The following is a 19,284-nucleotide window of genomic DNA, read 5'->3' as shown; positions in this document are numbered from 1 at the left end:
GCCGTGTCCGCCCGGCCTCCGCGCCCCCCTGTGGAGGACGGGCGGACCCGGACGCACCAGATCGGTGGTGCGACGGGTCCAGAAGTCCGCCCGGCACCGGACCGCCCCCGCGGCCCCCGGTGCCGGGCCCCACCGGACTCGGCCCCGGCACCGGAGCACCCATCGGAGCCCGTACCGGACCCGGTGCCCGTACCGGACCCGGAGCCCGCACGGGACCCCTCAGCTGATCCGGCGCCCTACAGGGCAGCCACGGCCTCCGGCCCCCGCTCCCGCCCGCGCGCGAACTCCTCCGCGTACCCCGCCGCGCCCAGAACCGCCCGCGCCCCGGCGGCGATCCGTTCCACGTCGCCCCGCTCACCCGCCGGCAGCGGCACCCCCACCGACTCCCTGGCCCCGGCCGCCGCGCCCAGCAGCCCGGCCGCCCGGACCGCGTCGCCGGAGAGCAGCTCCGCCCCGGCCAGCCCCTCCAGAGCCAGGGCCGACGCCCGCGGATCGCCCATGGCCCGCGCCGCCGCCAGCCCCTCCCGCTGCAACCGCAGCGCCTCCCGCACCCGGCCCCGCGCCTCGGCCACGAAGCCCAGTTCGGCCAGGGCCAGCGGCGGCGCGATCGGCTCGTACCCCATCCGGACATGCAGCTCCAGCACCCTCTCCCAGTGCGCCTCGGCCGCGTCCCACCCGCCCTCGCGGCGGGCCCCCAGCGCCAGCCCGGTCTCCGCGTACAGTTCGCCGAAGACATCGGCCTGCTCGGCCGCGAGCCGCCGGGCCCGCTCGTGGAACTCCCGGGCCCGCGCCGGCTCCCCGGTCAGCAGGGCGATCCGGCCGAGCCCCGACAACTGGTACGACACCTCGGACCAGAGTCCCAGATCCTCCGCCATCCGCAGCCCCTCGCGGTGGAGCCGTCCCGCGACGGCGTAGTCGCCCAGGGCCTCGGCCCGGGTCTGGAGCGCGATCATCGCCTGCAACTGCCCCCAGGTGTCGCCCAGCTCACGGAAGAGCGCCAGACTCCGCTCGCCGTAGTCGCGTACGCCCGTGAAGTCGGCCCGCAGCTTCGCCCGGAACGCCAGACCCGCCAGCGCCGCCGCCGTACCCCACCGGTCCCCCAGGGAATCGAACCCGGCCAGCGACAGCCTCAGCAGCTCCTCCCCGGGGCCGGAGTCCGCCACCCCGTACAGAGGCGTGCTCAGATACCAGCGGGACCAGGCGAGCCCGGCCGGATCGTCCACCCCCTCGTACGAGGAGAGTGCCGTACGGTACTCGGCCGCGGGATCCTGCGTACCGCCCAGCGCCAGCTTCATCCCGCCGAGCCGTGCCGTCGCGCCGGCCGTCCGCCGCGCATGCTCCCGCGCCCCGGCCGCATCCCGCGCTCCGGCCGCATCCCGCGCTCCGGCGAGGGACAGCGCCGTACCGAGCCGTCGCGCCGCCTCCTCGTACCGCCCCCGCAGCCGCCAGTACCAGGTCAACGCGTTGACCAGACGCAGTGACCGGTCCGTGTCCCCGGCTTCGGCGGCACTGTCCAGGGCCGCCCGCAGATTGGCGCTCTCGGTGTCCAGCAGCCTCAGCCACCGCCGCTGCTCGTGCCCCCTCAGCTGCGGCTCCGCCCGCTCGGCGAAACCGGTGTAGTACTCCCGGTGCGCCACCCGCAGCGCGTCCAGCTCGCCGCGGTCCCGCAACTGTTCGACGGCGTAGGCCGATACCGACTCCAGCAGCCGGTACCGCGGGCCCTCCGGGGTGTCCGCGACCACCACCAGCGACGCGTCAACCAGCCCGGCCAGCAGGTCCAGCACCTCGGACCGGTCCACCCCGTCCGCCGGACCGAGCACCTCGGCGGCGTCCAGACCGCAGCCGCAGGCGTGCACGGCGAGCCGCCGCAGCACCGTGCGCTCCCGCTCCCCGAGCAGTCCCCAGCTCCAGTCGATCACCGCCCGGAGGGTCCGTTGCCGGGCGGGCGCGTCCCGTGGTCCCGACGCGAGGACCTGGAACCGGTCGTCGAGCCGGGCCGCCAACTCGGCCACCCCCAGCACCCGGACCCGGGTCGCGGCCATCTCCAGCGCCAGCGGCAGCCCGTCCAGCCGGCGGCAGATCGCCGCCACCGTCGCCGCGTTCTCCCCGCCGACCGCGATCCGCGGCGCCGCGGCCCGCGCCCGGGCCGTGAACAGCGCCACCGCGTCGGCCTCGGCCAGCGGCACCACCTCGTGGAGCCGCTCCCCCCGCACCTGCAAGGGCACCTGGCCGGTCGCCAGCACGGTGAGGGCGGGCGCCGCCGCCAGCAGCACGGCCACCAGCTCCGCCACCGCGTCCACCACGTGTTCGCAGTTGTCGAGCACCAGCAGCGCCGGGCCCTCGCCCAGCGCCTGCACGATCCGGTCCGTCAGCGACTGCGGGCCCGCCGCAGTCCGCGGCGGGGGCGCGATATCGTCCCGTACCCCCAGCACCCCGGCGACCAGCTCCGCCGGTTCCGCCCCGCCGCTGCGGTCGCGGGCCGGTGGCAGCGCGGCCAGCTCCACCAGCCGCACCCCGCCAGGGAAATCGGCCGCCGCCCTTGCCGCGACCGCCAGCGCCAACTGCGTCTTGCCGACCCCGCCCGGTCCGACGAGCGTCACCAGCCGGTGCCGGAGCAGGTCCGACCGGAGTACGGCGATATCCGGGTCCCGGCCGATCAGCCCGCCCGCGGCCCCGGGTACGGGGATGTTCGTCGGCGGCCGGGCCACGGTCGTCGCCGGTGGCGGTACGGCGGCGGGCGGCGCGTCCTGCGCCAGGATCGCCCGGTACACGGCGGTCGGCTCCGGCCCCGGATCGACCCCCAGCTCATCCGCGAGCCGCCGCCGCAGATCGGTGAAGCCGTGCAGCGCGTCGGCCTGCCGCCCGGACCGGTACAGGGCCCGCATATGGGCCGTGCGCAGCCTCTCCCGCAAGGGATGCGCCGCCACGAGATCGCCCAGCTCATCGGCGACCAGGGCGTGTTCGCCCAGCTCCAGCCGGGTCTCCGCCTGCTCCTCCAGCGCGGTGAGCCGCTGCTCCTCCAGGCCCGCCGCGGCCCGTCGGGCGAACTCCTCGTCGGCGAAGTCCGCGAAGGCCGGTCCCCGCCACTGGGCCAGGGCGTCCGCGAGCAGTCCGGCGCGCTCATGGGGTCCCTCGGCGGACCGGGCGCGGGCGGTCAACTGTCCGAAACGGTCGGCGTCGACGGAGCCGGGGGCGGTACGCAGCTCATAGCCCGGGGCACGGGAGACCACGAGGTCCCGGGCGCCGGGCGCCGCGGCCTCCAGCGCCCGGCGCAGCTGCCAGACCTTGTTCTGGAGCGCGGCGGCGGGGCGGGCCGGGGGCCGTTCGCCCCAGAGTCCGGCGACCAGCCGGTCCGCGGACACCGGGCTGCCGCGGTGGGCCAGCAGGTACGCGAGCAGAGCGCGCACCTTCAGCTCGGGAACGCTCACCGTCCGCCCGTCCGCCGCCCACACGGCCAGGGGGCCGAGTACTCCGAAACGCATGTGATCACGCTAGCCGAGCAACGGCGCCCACCGCACGGGCGTTCGGGCGGCGCAGGCGCCCCGGGCCCCGCAGACCGGGAACGGGCCGAGAGCGGGCCGAGAGCGGACCGGGAGAGAACCGAGAGCACGACCGCGCACGCTGGCCGGACCGGGCGGCCGCACCACGCTCCTCCCGCCTGCTTCGACTCCCCGTTCCCCTCGGCGGTCCCGTACCGCCGCCACCGACCGGAAGGCACCCATGTCCTCCACCCCGTCCCCGAACACCGCAGCCGGAAAGGCCGGTGGCCGCGAATGGGCCGGGCTCGCCGTTCTCGCCCTCCCCACCCTGCTGATCTCCCTCGACCAGAGCGTCCTCTTCCTCGCCCTGCCGCACCTCGCCGACTCCCTCGCCCCCACCGGCAGCCAGCTGCTCTGGATCATGGATATCTACGGCTTTATGATCGCGGGCTTCCTGGTGACGATGGGCACCCTCGGCGACCGCATCGGCCGCCGCAGACTGCTGATGACCGGTGCCGTCGCCGTCGGCGCGACGTCTCTGATGGCGGCCTTCTCCAGCAGTGCCGAGCTGCTGATCGCCTCCCGGGCCCTGCTCGGTGTCGCGGCCGCGACCCTGATGCCCTCCACGCTCTCCCTGATCGGCAACATGTTCCGGGATCCGGTCCAGCGCGGCCGGGCGTTCGCCGTCTGGGCCTGCTGCTTCATGGGCGGCACCGCGCTCGGCCCGGTCGTCGGCGGCGTGATGCTGGAGTACTACTGGTGGGGTTCGGTCTTTCTCCTCGGGGTCCCCGTGATGCTCATCCTGCTGGTCGCCGCCCCGCTGGTACTGCCCGAGTACAAGGCCCCGGACGGCGGGCGGATCGACCTGCCGAGCGTGCTGATGTCTCTCGCCGCGATCCTGCCGGTGATCTACGGGCTCAAGGAGAGCGCCCGGGAGGGCTGGGAGCCGGGCGCCGCGGCGGCGATCGCGGCCGGAATCGCTTTCGGCGCGCTCTTCACGGCCCGGCAGCGCAGGCTCTCCCACCCGCTGCTGGACCTGGGGCTGTTCCGGCACCGCGCCTTCACGCTCGCCCTGCTGGTGCTGCTGCTCACCATGGCCGGAATGGGCGGTATGTACCTCTTCATCACCGGCTTTCTCCAGTTGGTGGAGGGCCTGTCGCCGTTCGAGGCCGGGCTGTGGATGGTGCCGTCCGCTCTGGTCTCCATCGTCTCCGCGACGCTCGCCCCCACCCTCGCCAGGAGGCTGCCGGTCGGCACCGTTGTCGCGGGCGGTCTCGCGCTGACCGCCGTGGGCTATCTGCTGCTGGCCTTCGTCGATCCGGTCGGCGGGCTTCCGCTGCTGATCACCGGCTTTGTGATCAGCTTCTTCGGTACGGGGCCGATCGGGGCGCTCGGGGCGAATCTGGCGGTCGGCTCCTCCCCGCCCGAGAAGAGCGGTTCGGCCGCCTCCCTCAACGAGACCAGCGGAGAGTTCGGGGTCGCCTTCGGCCTCGCGGCCTTCGGCAGCCTCGGCGGTGCGCTGTACAGCAGCGGTATCACGGTGCCGGACGGGCTGACCGGTGAGCAGGCGGAGGCGGTTCGCGGCAGTGTGGAGGGGGCGCTGGCCGTCGCGGCGGATCTGCCGGACGGTCCGGCCGACGCGGTGCTGGCCGCGGCCCGGGAGGCGTACGCCGGTGGGCTGAACACGGTCGGCGCGGTCTGCGCCGTACTGGCCGTGGCCACCGCCGTCGTCGCCGGGACCGTGCTGCGCCGGGCGACCGGCGCCGAGCCGGGCCTCTCGGCCCCGGACCCCGCCGCGGCACCCCAGCCGGAGCCGGAGCGGCAGCCGGAGCCCGGGGGCACGCCGACCCGCGCCTGAGCCCCGGCCGACCTCCGCGGGGAGTCCCCGGAGCCGTACCCGGAGTGACACTCCCGGCCGGAAACGCCGCGGGGCCGGACCCCGAAGGATCCGGCCCCGCGCCGCTGCCGGGCGGCTCGGGCTCAGGCCCGCGCCGGGCGCAGCCGCCGCCGCTGCGGATCCCGCACCGGCTGCCGCGGCAGCCGGTGCGGCAGCGCCTGGTACCAGAGGTACGAGACGAGGAAGCCGAAGCCGAGGCAGATCACCCCGCCCACCGCGTCCAGCCAGAAGTGGTTGGCGGTCGCCACGATCACGACCAGCGTCGCGGCGGGGTAGAGCAGGCCGAGGATCTTCGCCCAGGGCGCCTTGGCCACCGCGAAGACGATCAGCCCGCACCAGAGCGACCAGCCGATATGCATGGACGGCATCGCCGCGTACTGGTTGGACATGTTCTTCAGATCGCCCGAGGCCATCGAACCCCAGGTCTCGTGCACCAGGACGGTGTCGATGTAGTTCTGCCCCTCCATCAACCGAGGGGGTGCGAGCGGATACAGGTAGTAGCCGACCAGGGCGACGGCGGTGGTGGCGAAGAGCACCAGCCGGGCCGCCGCGTACCGCCCGGGATGCCGGCGGTACAGCCACACCAGCACGCCGATGGTCACGACGAAGTGCAGGGTGGCGTAGTAGTAGTTCATCGTCACGATGAGCCATGTCACCGAGTTCACCGCGTGATTGACCGCATGCTCGAAGTCCAGCCCCAGGGCCTTCTCGACGTCCAGGATCCAGTCGGCGTTCTTGAGGGCCTGGGCCTTCTGCTCCGGTACGGCGTTGCGGATCAGCGAGTACGTCCAGTAACTCACCGCGATCAGCAGGATCTCGAACCAGATGCGCGGGCGCCGGGGCGACCGCAGCTCCCTGAACCGCGCGAAGCGCCGACGCACCGGCTCGGCGGGCTCTTCCGCCATGGGTGACGGGGTGGCCGTCCGGCCTTCCAGTGTCTTCACGGTCGTTTCACCCATGGGACGAGAGTCTGCCAGATACGCGCCCACCGACCGATCATCCCTCGGTCCCGTTCAGGGCGCATGCTCTCCACCCTGCGGACGAGACCACGGAGCGTATCCCGGTGGGGACCGCCCTGGTCAGGAACGCCCACCGGACCCCGGTACCGAGGCCGTCGAGCCCCGTACGACCAGCTCAGGCATGAAGACGAACTCACTGTACGCGGCCGAAGCGGAACCCGGGGCGCTGGGGGGCAGGTTCCCGGAGATCTCTTCGAGCAGGGTCCGGACCGCGGCCTGCCCCATCGCCGGGACCGGTTTGCGGACCGTGGTCAGCGGGGGATCGGTGAAGGCGATCAGCGGGGAGTCGTCGAAGCCGACGACGGAGACGTCGTCCGGCACCTCCAGGCCCCGTCTGCGGGCGGCCCTGATCGCGCCCAGCGCCATCATGTCGCTGGCGCACACCACCGCCGTGCAGCCCCGGTCCAGCAGGGCCGAAGCGGCGGCCTGGCCGCCCTCCAGGGTGTACAGGGAGTGCTGGATCAGTTCCGCGGTGACCGTCTGCTCGTCGAGGCCGAGCTGATCGCGTACGGCCTCGACGAAGCCTTCGATCTTCCGCAGCACGGGCACGAAGCGCAGCGGCCCCAGCGCCAGCCCGATCCGGCTGTGGCCCAGGGATACGAGATGGGTGACCGCGAGCCGCATCGCGGCCCGGTCGTCCGGTGAGATGAACGGCGCCCGCACCTTCGGGGAGTATCCGTCGACCAGGACGAAGGGCACCCCCTGGGCGCGCAGTTGCTCATAGCGCTGGGTGTCGGCGGTGGTGTCCGCGTGCAGACCGGAGACGTAGATGATGCCCGCGACCCCCCGGTCCACCAGCATCTCCGTCAGTTCGTCCTCCGTGGACCCGCCGGGGGTCTGGGTGGCGAGGACCGGGGTGTAGCCCTGGCGGGTCAGCGCCTGCCCGATCACCTGGGCCAGCGCCGGGAAGATCGGGTTCTCCAGCTCGGGGGTGATCAGCCCGACCAGGCCCGCGCTGCGCTGGCGCAGCCGCACCGGACGCTCGTAGCCGAGGACGTCCAGTGCGGCGAGGACGGCTTGGCGGGTGGTCGCGGCGACACCGGGCTTTCCGTTGAGAACCCGGCTCACCGTTGCTTCGCTGACCCCCGCCTGGGCCGCTATGTCTGCCAGTCGTGCGGGTGCGGTCACGGGATGGGACTGTACCGGGCGCATCTCAGACTTCCCACCACACGCAGGCATCGGCCGGGATGCGCACCGTCCCGCCGGAGGTCTCCAGCGGCGCCGACGACAGCAGCGGGCGGCCCGGCGCGGGCAGCTCCACGCTCTGCCCGAGGGTGTTCAGGGTGCAGACGAAACCCGGGCGGGCGAAGGCCAGCACCCCTTCCGGGGCGTCCTGCCACTCCATCGCGCCGTCCCCGAGTCCGGGCAGCTCCCGGCGGTGGGCGAGGGCCGTGCGGTACAGCTCCAGCGTCGAACCGGGGTCGCCGGTCTGCGCCGCGACCGAGAGGCCCGCCCACTCCGCCGGCTGCGGCAGCCAGCTGCCGCCGGGTCCGAAGCCGTACGGAGCGGTGGTGCCCGACCAGGGGATCGGGACCCGGCAGCCGTCCCGCAGACCGTCCTGGCCGTCGCCCCGGAAGAACGCCGGGTCCTGGCGGGCGGTGTCCGGCAGCTCCGTCACCTCGGGCAGTCCCAGCTCCTCGCCCTGGTAGACATAGGCGGAACCCGGCAGTGCCAGGGTCAGCAGTGATGCCGCCCTGGCCCGTCGCAGGCCCCGCTCCCCGCCGCCGTACCGCGTGGTGTGGCGGACGACGTCGTGGTTGGAGAGCACCCAGGTCGTCGGGGCGCCCACCGATCCGGTGGCGGCGAGGGAGTCGTCGATGACCTCCCGCATCGCGGCCGCGTCCCAGTCGCAGGTGAGGAACTGGAAGTTGAACGCCTGGTGCAGCTCGTCGGGGCGGACGTAGAGCGCGAGGCGCTCGGCCGTGGGGGCCCAGGCCTCGGCGACTCCGATGCGCTCCCCTTCGTACCCGTCGAGCAGCCGCCGCCAGGAGCGGTGGATCTCATGGACCCCGTCTTGGTCGAAGAAGGGCAGCACCTGGGCGCCGATCATCTTCGCCTGCTCCCGCAGGCCGATGTCCGGGAGCCCCTCGGCCTTGACCATGCCGTGCGCCACGTCGATCCGGAAACCGTCGACTCCCAGGTCCAGCCAGAAGCGGAGGATCGACTCGAACTCCTCCCGCACGGTGGGGTGGTCCCAGTTGAGATCCGGCTGCTCGGGGGCGAAGAGGTGCAGATACCAGTCGCCGTCGGCGGTCCGGGTCCAGGCGGGGCCGCCGAAGACGGACTCCCAGTCGTTCGGCGGCAGCTCGCCGTGCGGCCCCTTGCCGGGGCGGAAGTGGTAGAGGCCCCGCTCCGGGGCTCCGGGGCCGCCGTCGACGGCCGCCCGGAACCAGGCGTGCCGGTCGGAGGTGTGGTTGGGCACGATGTCGACGATCACCCGCAGCCCGAGCCGGTGGGCCTCGCGGATCAGCTCGCCGGCGTCCCGCAGATCACCGAAGAGCGGGTCGACGGTGCGGTAGTCCGCGACGTCGTATCCGCCGTCGGCCTGGGGGGAGGCGTAGAAGGGGGTCAGCCAGACGGCGTCGACGCCGAGACCGGCGAGATGGGGGAGGCGTTCGCGGATCCCGCGCAGATCGCCGATGCCGTCGCCGTCGCTGTCGGCGAACGAGCGCACGTACACCTGGTAGATGACGGCGTCCCGCCACCAGCCCGCCGGGGATGCGGCGGACCGGTCGCGAAGGGTGGGAGCAAGCTCCTGGGTCATGTCGTTCCCTTGAGAGTCGTCACGGGGCGTGTCGTGCGTGTTGTGCGAGTGGTACGGGGGTCGTACGGGTCCGGCGAGTCCTGCGGGTGGTACGAGGTCCGGTACGGGCGGTCCGTCCGGCCGGAGGCGGACGGTCGGAAGTGAACGGTCGGAAGTGAACGGTCGGGAGCGGGCAGCGCCGGAATTGAACGGCCGCGGTCGGTAGCGATCTGTGGCGATATGCAGGTATCTGCGGCATGTATAAGGATGTTCTGCCCCGTATGTCGATGGTCAACGCGCATCCTCGTGGCGTGGATACGCCACTCCGGGCCGTGGTTCCGGCGGGCTCTGCCGGAACCACGGCCCGGGGCGCCCCGGGCGCCGTCAGCCCTTGGTGCCGCCCGCCGTCAGACCGGCCACCAGATGTCTCTGGGCGAAGAAGAAGAGCAGCCCCGCCGGGATCATGATCAGCACGGAGGCGGCGGTCATCAGGCCCCACTCCGCCCGGTGCGGTCCCACGAAGGTCTGGAGGCCGACCGCCAGGGTGTACTTCCCCTCACTGCTCAGGAACGAGGTGGCGAAGGCGACCTCGCTCCAGGCGGTCAGGAAGGTGTAGAACATGGTCACCGCGAGCCCCGGCCTGGCGAGCGGGACGATCAGCCGCCAGAAGGTCCCGAACGGGGTGAGCCCGTCCACCCGCCCCGACTCGTCGATCTCCACCGGGATGGTGTCGAAGTACCCCTTCAGCATCCAGGCGCAGAACGGCACCGACACCGAGCAGTAGGTGATGATCAGCCCGCCGTAGCTGTCCAGCAGCCGCAGCTCGCCCAGGATGTTGTACAGCGGCACGATCAGCACCGCCACGGGGAACATCTGGCAGATCAGGAACGTCCACATCAGCGACTTATGGCCGGGGAACCGCATCCGGGAGACCGCGTACCCGGCGCTGGCCGCGATCAGCACGCCCACCAGCATCGTGCCGCCCGCGATCACCACCGAGTTCAGGAACCACGTGGTGAACTCGGTCTTCCCCAGCAGATGGGTGTAGTTGGAGAGGGTGAAGCCCGCCGGCTCCATCGGATGCGTCCAGCCGTTCTCCCCGCGCAGCGACACCAGCACGATGAACACGACGGGGAAGAGCGCCACCAGGGACGCGCAGACCAGGGTGGTGTGCAGGGCGGCCGACGCGATGCGCGAACGCTCGCCCCGCCTCCGTACCGCCGGCCGCGGAGCCCCGTCGGCCCGTACCCCTGCCCGCCCTGCCGCGGCTTCGGCCTGCCCGGCTCCGGTCACGGTGCTGCTGGTCACTTGGCGGCCTCCTGACGGTTGAGCATGCCGCGGTAGAAGACGGAGAACACCAGGAGCAGCGAGAGGATCACGATGCCGTACGCGGCGGAGCCCGCGTAGTCCCGCACGCCCTGGAAGGCCAGCCGGTAGGCGTACGTCACGAGGATCTCGCTCTCGGTCCCGCCGGCCTGCCCGATCACCAGATAGATGACCGGGAACATGTTGAAGGTCCAGATGGTCCCCAGCAGCACGATCGTGGTGCTGACCGGCCGCAGCCCGGGGAGGGTGACATGGACGAACCGCTGCCAGGGCGTGGCGCCGTCCATCTCGGCGGCCTCGTGCAGTTCGCGCGGGATGGACTGGAGCCCGCCCAGGACGGCGACCATCATGAACGGCACGCCCAGCCAGGTGTTGACCGCGATCACCGACAGCTTCTGGATGAACGGATCGCCCAGCCAGTCCACGGGCGCGACGCCCACCTTCCCCAGCAGCGCGTTCAGCACCCCGTTGTCGGTGTTGTACATCAGCTTCCAGGCGAACGCGGCGACGAACGCGGGCACCGCCCACGGCAGCACCAGCAGCACCCGGTAGAGGGACCGGCCGCGCATCCGCCGGTTGAGCAGCATCGCCAGACCGAGCCCGATGCCGTAGTGGAGCACCACACAGCTCACGGTCCACAGGATCGTCCAGGTCAGCCGGGGGTAGAACGACCCCTCCCGGCCGGAGAGGATGTTCCAGTAGTTCTCCAGGCCGACGAAGGTGTACGTCGAGGGGACGGAGAAGTCGCCGATGGTCCGGCCCATGTTGGCTTCGTTGGCGTCGGTGAAGGAGAGGTAGATCCCCCGGCCCAGCGGATAGCCGATGAGCACACCGAGGACGACGACCACGGGCAGGACCATGGCCCAGGCGTACCAGTGGGTGCTGAAGGACCTTCGGGTCCTGAGTATCAGGCTGCTCATCTCTCTCCGTACGTCGTCCCTGCGGGCCCGGGGCACGCCGCCGGGCCTGCGCGGGCCCGGCGGCAGGCGGTCAGCCGATGCTGTAGTCCTTCAGGAGCTTGCTGTTCCACTCCTTCGCGAGGGCGTCGAGGCCCTCCTTCGGCGAGGCGTCGCCGCGCAGGACCTTCACGTAGTGCTGGTCGAAGGCGACGAAGAGGTCACCGACACCAGGGATCACCGGACGCGACTTCGCGACGGACAGCGCCTGCTGGAACGCCTTCTTCGCCGGGTCGGCGGTGACCGCCGGGGTGTAGGCGGACTTCCGCGTCGGCAGGGTGTTGATCTCCTTCGCGGTCAGCTCCTGGCTCTGGGCGGAGGCCATGAACTTCACGAAGAGATACGACGCGTCCTTGTTCTTCGAGCCCCGGTAGACGGAGTAGTTGTGGCCGCCGATCGGGGCCGCGGCCGTTCCGGAGGGACCGGCCGGGATGGTCGCGATGCCCAGGTTGTCCTTGTTCTGGAACGCCTTGCCGCTGTAGTCGTCGGAGACCGACCACGGGCCGTTGATCACCATCGCGATCTTCCCGTCCTTGAAGGACGTCTGGGCCGCGACATAGCCGTCGGTGGAAGCGGGTTTGAGGGCCACATCGGACTGCGCCAGCTTCAGCGCGGTCTCCATGCCCTTGACGGCGCCCGCCGAGTTCACGGTGATCTTCTTGCCGTCGACGTCGAGCATATCGGCGCCCTCGCCGTAGAGGAACGGCAGCGAGAAGTAGCCCTCGGGGTTGAGCTGGGTGCCGGTGACACCGGTCTTCGCCTTGATGGTCTTCGCGGTGGCGATGAACTCGTCCCAGGTGGCCGGCGGCTTCGCGATGCCCGCCTCGGCGAAGACCTCCTTGTTGTAGAGGAGCGCGAGGGTGTCGGTGACCTGCGGGACGCCGACGGTCTCGCCCTTCCACTTCGCCGTGGACAGCGGTCCCGGCAGGAAGTCGGCGGCGTTGTCGAGGGCGGGGGTGCCGTCCAGCGGCTGGAGATAGCCGAGATTGGCGAACCCGGCCGACCAGCCGACATCGGTACGGATCACATCCGGCGCGCCCTTGCCGTTCTGGGCCGCGGTCTTGAACTTCTGCTCCGCCTGGTCGAAGGAGACCGAGGTGCGGTTCACCTTGATCTTGGGGTACTCCTTCTGGAAGGCCGCGACGAGCTTGTCGTACGTCGGCCCCTCGGCCTCGTTCGACGTGTCCCACCAGGTGATCGAACCGGAGACGCCCTTCGGGTCCTCCGCAGCCTTCCGGCCGCTGCTGTCGCCCGACCCGCCGCCGTCGCCGCCGCAGGCGGTCGCCGTCAGAGCCAGTACGCCCGCGATCGCGGCGGCCGTCATGCCCTTGCGCATCATGAACTCCTCATTGAGGTCAAGGCCCCGCCAGTCCTCAACGGGCCGGGCTGCTGCGGCGTGAAGCTAACAGTCCTGCAAGAGCTTGCGAAAGGTCTTGCAGAAAGAAAACAGCCAGATTTCCAGGTTGTGACCTCCTCGTGTCCTACGGATTTCGTGGTGGATGCGGGATCAAGGTCCAAGGTCTTGACCGCAGTTCCGGCCATCTCCTAGCGTCGGCCGCCGTGCGAACCGGAGTTGCTGCAAGATCCCTCAACTCCTTGCAGCAACCTGTGTACGGGTTCCAGTACCGGGTGCCGGTACGCGCACGACCCCCGGCGGCCCGGCCGCCGACGAACCCGAGGAGATGAGACGTGCTCCGCAGCAGACGCACCCGCCGGGGAAGCGCCGGACGGAGGCGCGGCGCCGTCGCCGCCCTCATCGGCGCGCTCTGCGCCGGACTCCTGCCCGGCGCCTCCGCGCTCGCCGCCCCGGCGAAGGCGCCCCGCCCCCCGAAGCCCCCTTCCGACACGGTGCTCGCCGCCCAGCCCGCCCGCCACGACGCCACCCGCGAGCAGTTCTACTTCGTCCTGCCCGACCGCTTCGCCAACGGCGACCGGGCCAACGACCGCGGCGGACTCACCGGCTCCCGCCTCGACCACGGCCACGACCCCGCCGACAAGGGCTTCTACCACGGCGGCGATCTCAAGGGCCTGACCCAGCGGCTCGACTACATCAAGGGCCTCGGCACCACCGCGATCTGGCTCGCCCCGATCTTCAAGAACAAGCCCGTCCAGGGCAGCGGCAAAGACGCGTCGGCGGGCTACCACGGCTACTGGATCACCGACTTCACCCAGGTCGACCCGCACTTCGGCACCAACGCCGACCTCACGAAGCTCATCGACCAGGCCCATGCCAAGGGCATGAAGGTCTACTTCGACGTCATCACCAACCACACCGCCGACACCGTCGACTACGCCGAGAAGGAGTACGGCTACCGGCCCAAGGGCGCCCATCCCTACCTCGACCGCACCGGCCGCCCCTTCGACGACCGCGACGGCGTACCGAAGGACGTGGGCACGGACTCCTTCCCGTACACCCCCGCCCCCCGCGACCGGGACAAGGTCCCCGCCTGGCTCAACGACCCCCGGATGTACCACAACCGCGGCGACTCCACCTTCGCCGGTGAGAGCAGCGAACACGGCGACTTCGCCGGGCTCGACGACCTCTGGACCGAACGCCCCGAGGTCCGCCGCGGTATGGAGCGCATCTACCAGCGGTGGGTGAAGGACTTCGGGATCGACGGATTCCGTATCGACACCGTCAAACACGTCGACATGGGGTTCTGGACCGAGTGGGCCACCGCCCTCGACGCCTACGCGGCCGAGCGCGGCCGTCCGGACTTCTTCATGTTCGGCGAGGTCTACTCCTCGGACCCGGCCGTCACCGCGCCCTACGTCACCCGCGGCCGGCTCGACTCCACCCTCGACTTCCCCTTCCAGGACGCCGCCCGCGCCTATGTCTCCCAGGGCGCCCCCGCCTCCCGGCTCTCCGCCGTCTTCGCCCAGGACCACCGCTACACCACCGACAAGGCCAACGCCTACGGCCAGGTCACCTTCCTCGGCAACCACGACATGGGCCGCATCGGCACCTTCCTCCGCCAGGACCGCCCCGGCGCCTCCGACGGCGAACTCGTCCGCCGGGCCCGGCTCGCCAACGAGCTGATGTTCCTGGTCCGCGGCAACCCCGTCGTCTACTACGGCGACGAACAGGGCTACACCGGGAACGGCGGCGACAAGGACGCCCGCCAGACCCTCTTCGCCTCCACCACCCCCGACTACCTCGACGACGACCAGCTCGGCACCGACCGCACCCACGCCACCGACGCCTACGACCCCGGCCACCCGCTCTACCGGTCGATCGCGGAGCTGTCGGAGCTGACCCGCGAACACCCCGCGCTCCGCGACGGCATCCAGGAGGAGCGGTACGCCGAAGGCTCCGTCTACGCCTTCTCCCGTACCGACGCGAAACGCCCCCACGAATATCTGGTCGCACTCAACAACGGCACCGAACCGAAGACCGTCCGGCTGACCACCGGCTCCCCGGACACCACCTTCCGCACCCTCCACGGCGACGGCCCCGCGGCCACGGTCCGCACCGCCGCCGACGGTACGGCGACCCTCACCGTCCCCGCCCTCGCCACGCTCGTGCTGCGCGCCGACACCCCCCGCCCGATGACCGCCGCCAAACCCGTCATCAGCCTGAAGGTACCGGCCGCCGGAGCCACCGGCACCGTCGAAATCTCCGCCGACGCCGACGGCGGCCCCCTCGGCCGGGTCGTCTTCGCCGCCCAGCGCGGCAACGACCCCTGGCAGATCCTCGGCACCGCCGACCGGGCCCCCTACCAGGTCACCCAGTACCTCGGGCCCGACACCCGGGCCGGAACCCCGCTGCGCTACAAGGCCGTCGTCGTCGACGCCCGGGGCCGTACCGCGAACGCACTGGGCTCCACCACCGCCGGAGCCGCACCCCCGCCCGCGAAGCCGGTCGCCGTCGAGCGGACCTGGGCCGTCGTCCACTACCAGCGGCCCGACGGCGACTACCAGGGCTGGGAACTCGTCGCCGGCGGCACCCGCGCCCCCTTCACCGGACGCGACGCCTACGGCGCCTTCGCCTGGGTCCGCCTCCCCGAAGGAGCGTCCTCCCTCCCGTACACCGTCGAGAAGAACGGCACCGCCGACGGGCCCCGGCGCACCGTCGACCTCGCCCGTACCGGCCAGGTATGGATCGCCCAGGGCAAGGACGGCCAGTCCGACACCGCGCCCGCCGGGGTCTACCCGCCGCAGGACAAGGCCAAGGCACTCCTGCACTACCACCGCCCCGACGGCGACTACGACGGCTGGGGCCTGCACACCTGGACCGGCGCCGCGAACCCCACCGACTGGGCGAAGCCGCTGGAACCGGTCCGCAAGGACGCCTACGGCATCACCTTCGAGGTGCCCCTCGCCCCCGGCGCGACCTCACTGAGCTACATCGTCCACAAGGGCGACCAGAAGGACCTCCCCGACGACCAGTCCCTCGACCTCGCCACGTACGGCAACGAGGTACGCCTCATCGCCGGACGGCCCGGCCATCTGCTGCCGCAGACCGGCGCCGCCCCGAAACTCGACCTCACCAAGGCAGAAGCCCAGTGGATCGACCGCACCACCGTCGTCTGGAAGGTGAAGACGACCCCGGCCACCAGCCGGCAGCTCGTGTACGCGGCCGGGGCACCCATCGCCGTCGAAGACGGCGCCCTCACCGACGAGGGCCGCTGGCTGCGGCTGCGGCCCGGCACCCTCACCGACGCCCAGCAGGCGAAGTTCCCCCATCTCAAGGACTATCCGGCGTTCAGCATCGACCCGCGTGACCTGCGCCGGGTGCCCGAATCGCTGCGCGGCCAGCTGATCGCCACCCAGCGCGCCGCGTCCGGAGCGCTGCTCGCCGCCACCGGCGTCCAGACCGCCGGGGTCCTCGACGACCTCTACGCGCCGGACGCGACCCGGACCGCCCTCGGACCGGTCTTCGGGAAGAACGGCGTCACCCTCTCCGTCTGGGCCCCCACCGCCCGTACCGTCTCCCTCGACCTCGACGGCCGTACGGTCGCCATGCGCCGCGACGACACCTCGGGCGTCTGGTCCGTCACCGGCCCCCGTTCCTGGACCGGGAAGCCCTACCGCTACCGGGTCGCCGTCTGGGCCCCCACCGTGCAGAAGACCGTCGTCAACCTGGTCACCGACCCCTACTCCACCGCCCTGACCACCGACTCAGCCCGCAGCCTCGCCGTCGACCTCAAGGACCCGGACCTGGCCCCCAAGGGCTGGCGGACCCTGAAGAAGCCCGCCGCCGTCCCCCTCAAGGACGCGCAGATACAGGAACTCCACATCCGCGACTTCTCCGTCGCCGACCGCACCGCGAAGCACCCCGGCACCTACCGCGCCTTCACCGACCGGCAGTCCGCCGGAGTGAAGCATCTGACGGAGCTGGCCCGCAGCGGCACCTCGTACGTCCACCTGCTGCCCGCCTTCGACATCGGGACCATCCCCGAGCGCCGACGGGACCAGCAGCGCCCGGACTGCGACCTCGCCGGAGCGGCCCCCGACTCCACCCGGCAGCAGGAGTGCGTCGCCAAGACCGCCGCCAAGGACGCCTACAACTGGGGCTACGACCCGCTGCACTACACCGTCCCCGAAGGCTCCTACGCCACCGACCCCGAAGGCACCCTGCGGACCGTCGAATTCCGCGAAATGGTCGCCGCACTCAACGGCACCGGACTGCGGACGGTGATGGACGTCGTCTACAACCACACCGTCGCCGCCGGACAGTCCGAGAAATCGGTACTCGACCGCATCGTCCCCGGCTACTACCAGCGGCTCCTCGCCGACGGCAGCGTCGCCACCTCCACCTGCTGCGCCAACACCGCCCCCGAGAACGCGATGATGGGCAAACTCGTCGTCGACTCGGTCGTGACCTGGGCCAGGGAGTACAAGGTCGACGGCTTCCGCTTCGACCTCATGGGCCACCACCCCAAGGCCAATATGCTCGCCGTCCGCAAGGCCCTCGACGCCCTCACCCCGGAGCGCGACGGGGTCGACGGAAAGAAGATCCTCCTCTACGGCGAGGGCTGGAACTTCGGCGAGATCGCCGACGACGCCCGCTTCGTCCAGGCCACCCAGAAGCATATGGCCGGCACCGGCATCGCCACCTTCTCCGACCGGGCCCGCGACGCCGTCCGCGGCGGCGGCCCCTTCGACGCCGACCCCGGCGTCCAGGGCTTCGCCTCCGGCCTCTACACCGACCCCAACCCGGCCGCCGCCAACGGCACCCCCGAGCAGCAGCGCGCCCGGCTCCTGCACTACCAGGACCTCATCAAAGTCGGACTCACCGGCAACCTCGCCTCCTACACCTTCACCGACACCCGGGGCCGCCGCGTCAAGGGCTCCGAAGTCGACTACAACGGCGCCCCCGCCGGATACGCCGAAGCGCCGGGCGACGCCCTCGCCTACTCCGACGCCCACGACAACGAGACGCTGTACGACGCCCTCGCCTTCAAACTCCCGAAGGACACCTCCACCGCCGACCGGGCCCGGATGCAGGTGGTCGCCATGGCCTCCGCCCTGCTCTCCCAGGGCCCGGCGCTCTCCCAGGCGGGCAGCGACCTGCTGCGCTCGAAATCCCTCGACCGCAACTCGTACGACAGCGGCGACTGGTACAACGCCATCCACTGGGACTGCCGCGACGGCAACGGCTTCGGCCGCGGACTGCCTCCCGCCGCCGACAACCAGGACAAGTGGGACTACGCCCGGCCGCTGCTCCGGACCCCCGCCCTGACCGCGGGCTGCGGACCGATCGGCGCCGCCTCGGCCGCGTACCGCGATCTGCTGACCATCCGGACCACCGAGCAGACCCTCGGCCTGAGCACCGCACAACAGGTCCAGCAGGCCGTGTCCTTCCCGCTGTCGGGACCGGACGAAACCCCCGGGGTGATCACCATGAAGGCCGGTGACCTGGTGATCGTCTTCAACGCCACACCCCAGCGGCAGACCCAGCGGATCCCGTCCGAGGCCGGGACCGGCTATGCGCTGCATCCGGTCCAGTCGGCCGGGTCGGACCGTACGGTGACGACCTCCGCGTACGAGAAGGGCACCGGCACCTTCGCCGTCCCGGCCCGGACCGTGGCTGTGTTCACCGCCCGCTGACCCCGGCGGCGGGCCGCACCACCGGCAGCGGCCCGGACCCGGCTCGGGGTCCGGGCCGCTGCCGTACGACCGCTGCTCAGCGAGGCGCGGGTACGGCGGCGGGCGCGAGCCGCACCAGCCGGCCCAGCAGCTCCGAGACCGGCCCCTCCACCGGCTCGTCCGCCAGCATCCGGGCGACGATCGCCGCCATCTCGTCGTCGTACGCCGCGCTCACCGCGCACAGCGCCGCGAAATCGTGCACCAGCTGCAACTCCAGCTCGGCGCGCGGGATCCGCCGCCCGTCCAGCCACTGCAGCGCCGTGGACTCCGCCAGCGACACCCAGGAGCGGATCACCAGCGCGAGACGCACCGGGGGCTCACCGATCCGCAGATGGGCCAGTATCTGCTCGTACGCGGCCTGCCGTACCTCGTCGATCATCGCGTTGGTGGTGGTCGAACCGGCGGCCGGACCACCGCGCATCAGCGCCGAGAAGCCCGGCCCGTGCTCGTCGACGAAGTCGAAGTACCGGCGCATCACCCGCAGCAGCCGGGCCCCCAGCGGCCCCTCCGGCGGCTCCCGGAAACGGAGCGCCAGATCGTCGGCCGCCCGGCGCAGCGCCGCCTCGTACAGGCTCTGCTTGCCCGGGAAGTAGTGGTACACCAGCGGCCGTGAGATCCCGGCGGCGGCCGCGATCTCGTCGATGGACACCTCGTCGGGGGAGCGGGCGCTGAAGAGTTCCAGCGCCACGCCGATCAACTGCTGTCTGCGCTCCTCGACGCCCATTCTGCGGCGTACCCCGGTCGTCATGGCCACCAGCGTACCCACTGGCAT

10 protein-coding genes are annotated in these 19,284 nt (G+C 71.9%); 2 read left to right on the top strand and 8 right to left on the bottom strand.

The window, feature by feature from the left end; genetic code table 11:
• Positions 1-236 precede the first annotated feature (236 nt).
• The gene (locus tag ACIQ9E_RS19950) at positions 237-3,482 is read right to left on the bottom strand and encodes a BTAD domain-containing putative transcriptional regulator (RefSeq protein ID WP_403708742.1); all 3,246 of its coding nucleotides are present in this window, start codon (positions 3,480-3,482) and stop codon (positions 237-239) included.
• Positions 3,483-3,720: 238 nt separating this feature from the next.
• On the opposite strand from ACIQ9E_RS19950, the gene ACIQ9E_RS19945 reads away from it, so the two are divergent.
• Entirely contained in the window at positions 3,721-5,337 is a 1,617-nt protein-coding gene (locus ACIQ9E_RS19945; protein ID WP_403708740.1) for an MFS transporter, read from the top strand.
• Positions 5,338-5,459: 122 nt separating this feature from the next.
• Here the strand turns inward: ACIQ9E_RS19945 and ACIQ9E_RS19940 are convergent, their stop codons facing one another.
• The 6 genes from ACIQ9E_RS19940 to ACIQ9E_RS19915 all read right to left on the bottom strand — a co-directional run bounded on the left by ACIQ9E_RS19940 (position 5,460) and on the right by ACIQ9E_RS19915 (position 12,756).
• Positions 5,460-6,335 carry a phosphatase PAP2 family protein gene (locus tag ACIQ9E_RS19940; RefSeq protein WP_403708738.1) on the bottom strand — a complete coding sequence of 292 codons (876 nt, stop codon included), beginning with the start codon at positions 6,333-6,335 and terminating at the stop codon, positions 5,460-5,462.
• Between the two features lie 120 nt (positions 6,336-6,455).
• Positions 6,456-7,547 carry a LacI family DNA-binding transcriptional regulator gene (locus ACIQ9E_RS19935; protein ID WP_366257651.1) on the bottom strand — a complete coding sequence of 364 codons (1,092 nt, stop codon included), beginning with the start codon at positions 7,545-7,547 and terminating at the stop codon, positions 6,456-6,458.
• 1 nt (position 7,548) lies between these two features.
• On the bottom strand, positions 7,549-9,159 hold the full coding sequence (locus ACIQ9E_RS19930) for a glycoside hydrolase family 13 protein (protein WP_403708735.1): 1,611 nt from the start codon (positions 9,157-9,159) through the stop codon (positions 7,549-7,551).
• 363 nt (positions 9,160-9,522) lie between these two features.
• Complete coding sequence (locus tag ACIQ9E_RS19925) at positions 9,523-10,446, bottom strand: sugar ABC transporter permease (protein ID WP_403708733.1); 924 nt, start codon at positions 10,444-10,446, stop codon at positions 9,523-9,525.
• Positions 10,443-11,384 carry a carbohydrate ABC transporter permease gene (locus tag ACIQ9E_RS19920; RefSeq protein ID WP_403708731.1) on the bottom strand — a complete coding sequence of 314 codons (942 nt, stop codon included), beginning with the start codon at positions 11,382-11,384 and terminating at the stop codon, positions 10,443-10,445. The genes ACIQ9E_RS19925 and ACIQ9E_RS19920 overlap by 4 nt, the downstream gene beginning before the upstream one ends.
• Positions 11,385-11,454: 70 nt before the next feature.
• Positions 11,455-12,756, bottom strand: a complete 1,302-nt coding sequence (locus ACIQ9E_RS19915; protein ID WP_403708851.1) for an extracellular solute-binding protein — start codon at positions 12,754-12,756, stop codon at positions 11,455-11,457.
• A gap of 419 nt (positions 12,757-13,175) precedes the next feature.
• Here ACIQ9E_RS19915 and pulA point away from each other — a divergent pair, with 419 nt between their 5' ends.
• Complete coding sequence (pulA, locus tag ACIQ9E_RS19910) at positions 13,176-18,473, top strand: pullulanase-type alpha-1,6-glucosidase (RefSeq protein WP_403708849.1); 5,298 nt, start codon at positions 13,176-13,178, stop codon at positions 18,471-18,473.
• 76 nt (positions 18,474-18,549) lie between these two features.
• On the opposite strand, the gene ACIQ9E_RS19905 is transcribed toward pulA, so the two are convergent.
• Positions 18,550-19,260, bottom strand: coding sequence for a TetR/AcrR family transcriptional regulator (locus tag ACIQ9E_RS19905; protein WP_403708729.1), 711 nt, complete (start codon positions 19,258-19,260; stop codon positions 18,550-18,552).
• Between the last annotated feature and the right edge of the window lie 24 nt (positions 19,261-19,284).

It is taken from the genome of Streptomyces sp. NPDC094448 (genome assembly GCF_044763775.1).
Lineage (GTDB): Bacteria > Actinomycetota > Actinomycetes > Streptomycetales > Streptomycetaceae > Streptomyces.
The sequence above is the reverse complement of the archived record's forward strand: the minus strand, read 5'-3'. Positions and strand labels throughout refer to the sequence as shown.

Coding starts and splice junctions, on each gene's coding strand:
- ACIQ9E_RS19935 (WP_366257651.1), bottom strand. CDS start 7,547: ATGCGCCCGGTACAGTCCCATCCCGTGACCGCACCCGCACGACTGGCA.
- ACIQ9E_RS19945 (WP_403708740.1), top strand. CDS start 3,721: ATGTCCTCCACCCCGTCCCCGAACACCGCAGCCGGAAAGGCCGGTGGC.
- ACIQ9E_RS19950 (WP_403708742.1), bottom strand. CDS start 3,482: ATGCGTTTCGGAGTACTCGGCCCCCTGGCCGTGTGGGCGGCGGACGGG.
- ACIQ9E_RS19940 (WP_403708738.1), bottom strand. CDS start 6,335: ATGGGTGAAACGACCGTGAAGACACTGGAAGGCCGGACGGCCACCCCG.
- ACIQ9E_RS19920 (WP_403708731.1), bottom strand. CDS start 11,384: ATGAGCAGCCTGATACTCAGGACCCGAAGGTCCTTCAGCACCCACTGG.
- ACIQ9E_RS19930 (WP_403708735.1), bottom strand. CDS start 9,159: ATGACCCAGGAGCTTGCTCCCACCCTTCGCGACCGGTCCGCCGCATCC.
- ACIQ9E_RS19905 (WP_403708729.1), bottom strand. CDS start 19,260: ATGACGACCGGGGTACGCCGCAGAATGGGCGTCGAGGAGCGCAGACAG.
- ACIQ9E_RS19915 (WP_403708851.1), bottom strand. CDS start 12,756: ATGCGCAAGGGCATGACGGCCGCCGCGATCGCGGGCGTACTGGCTCTG.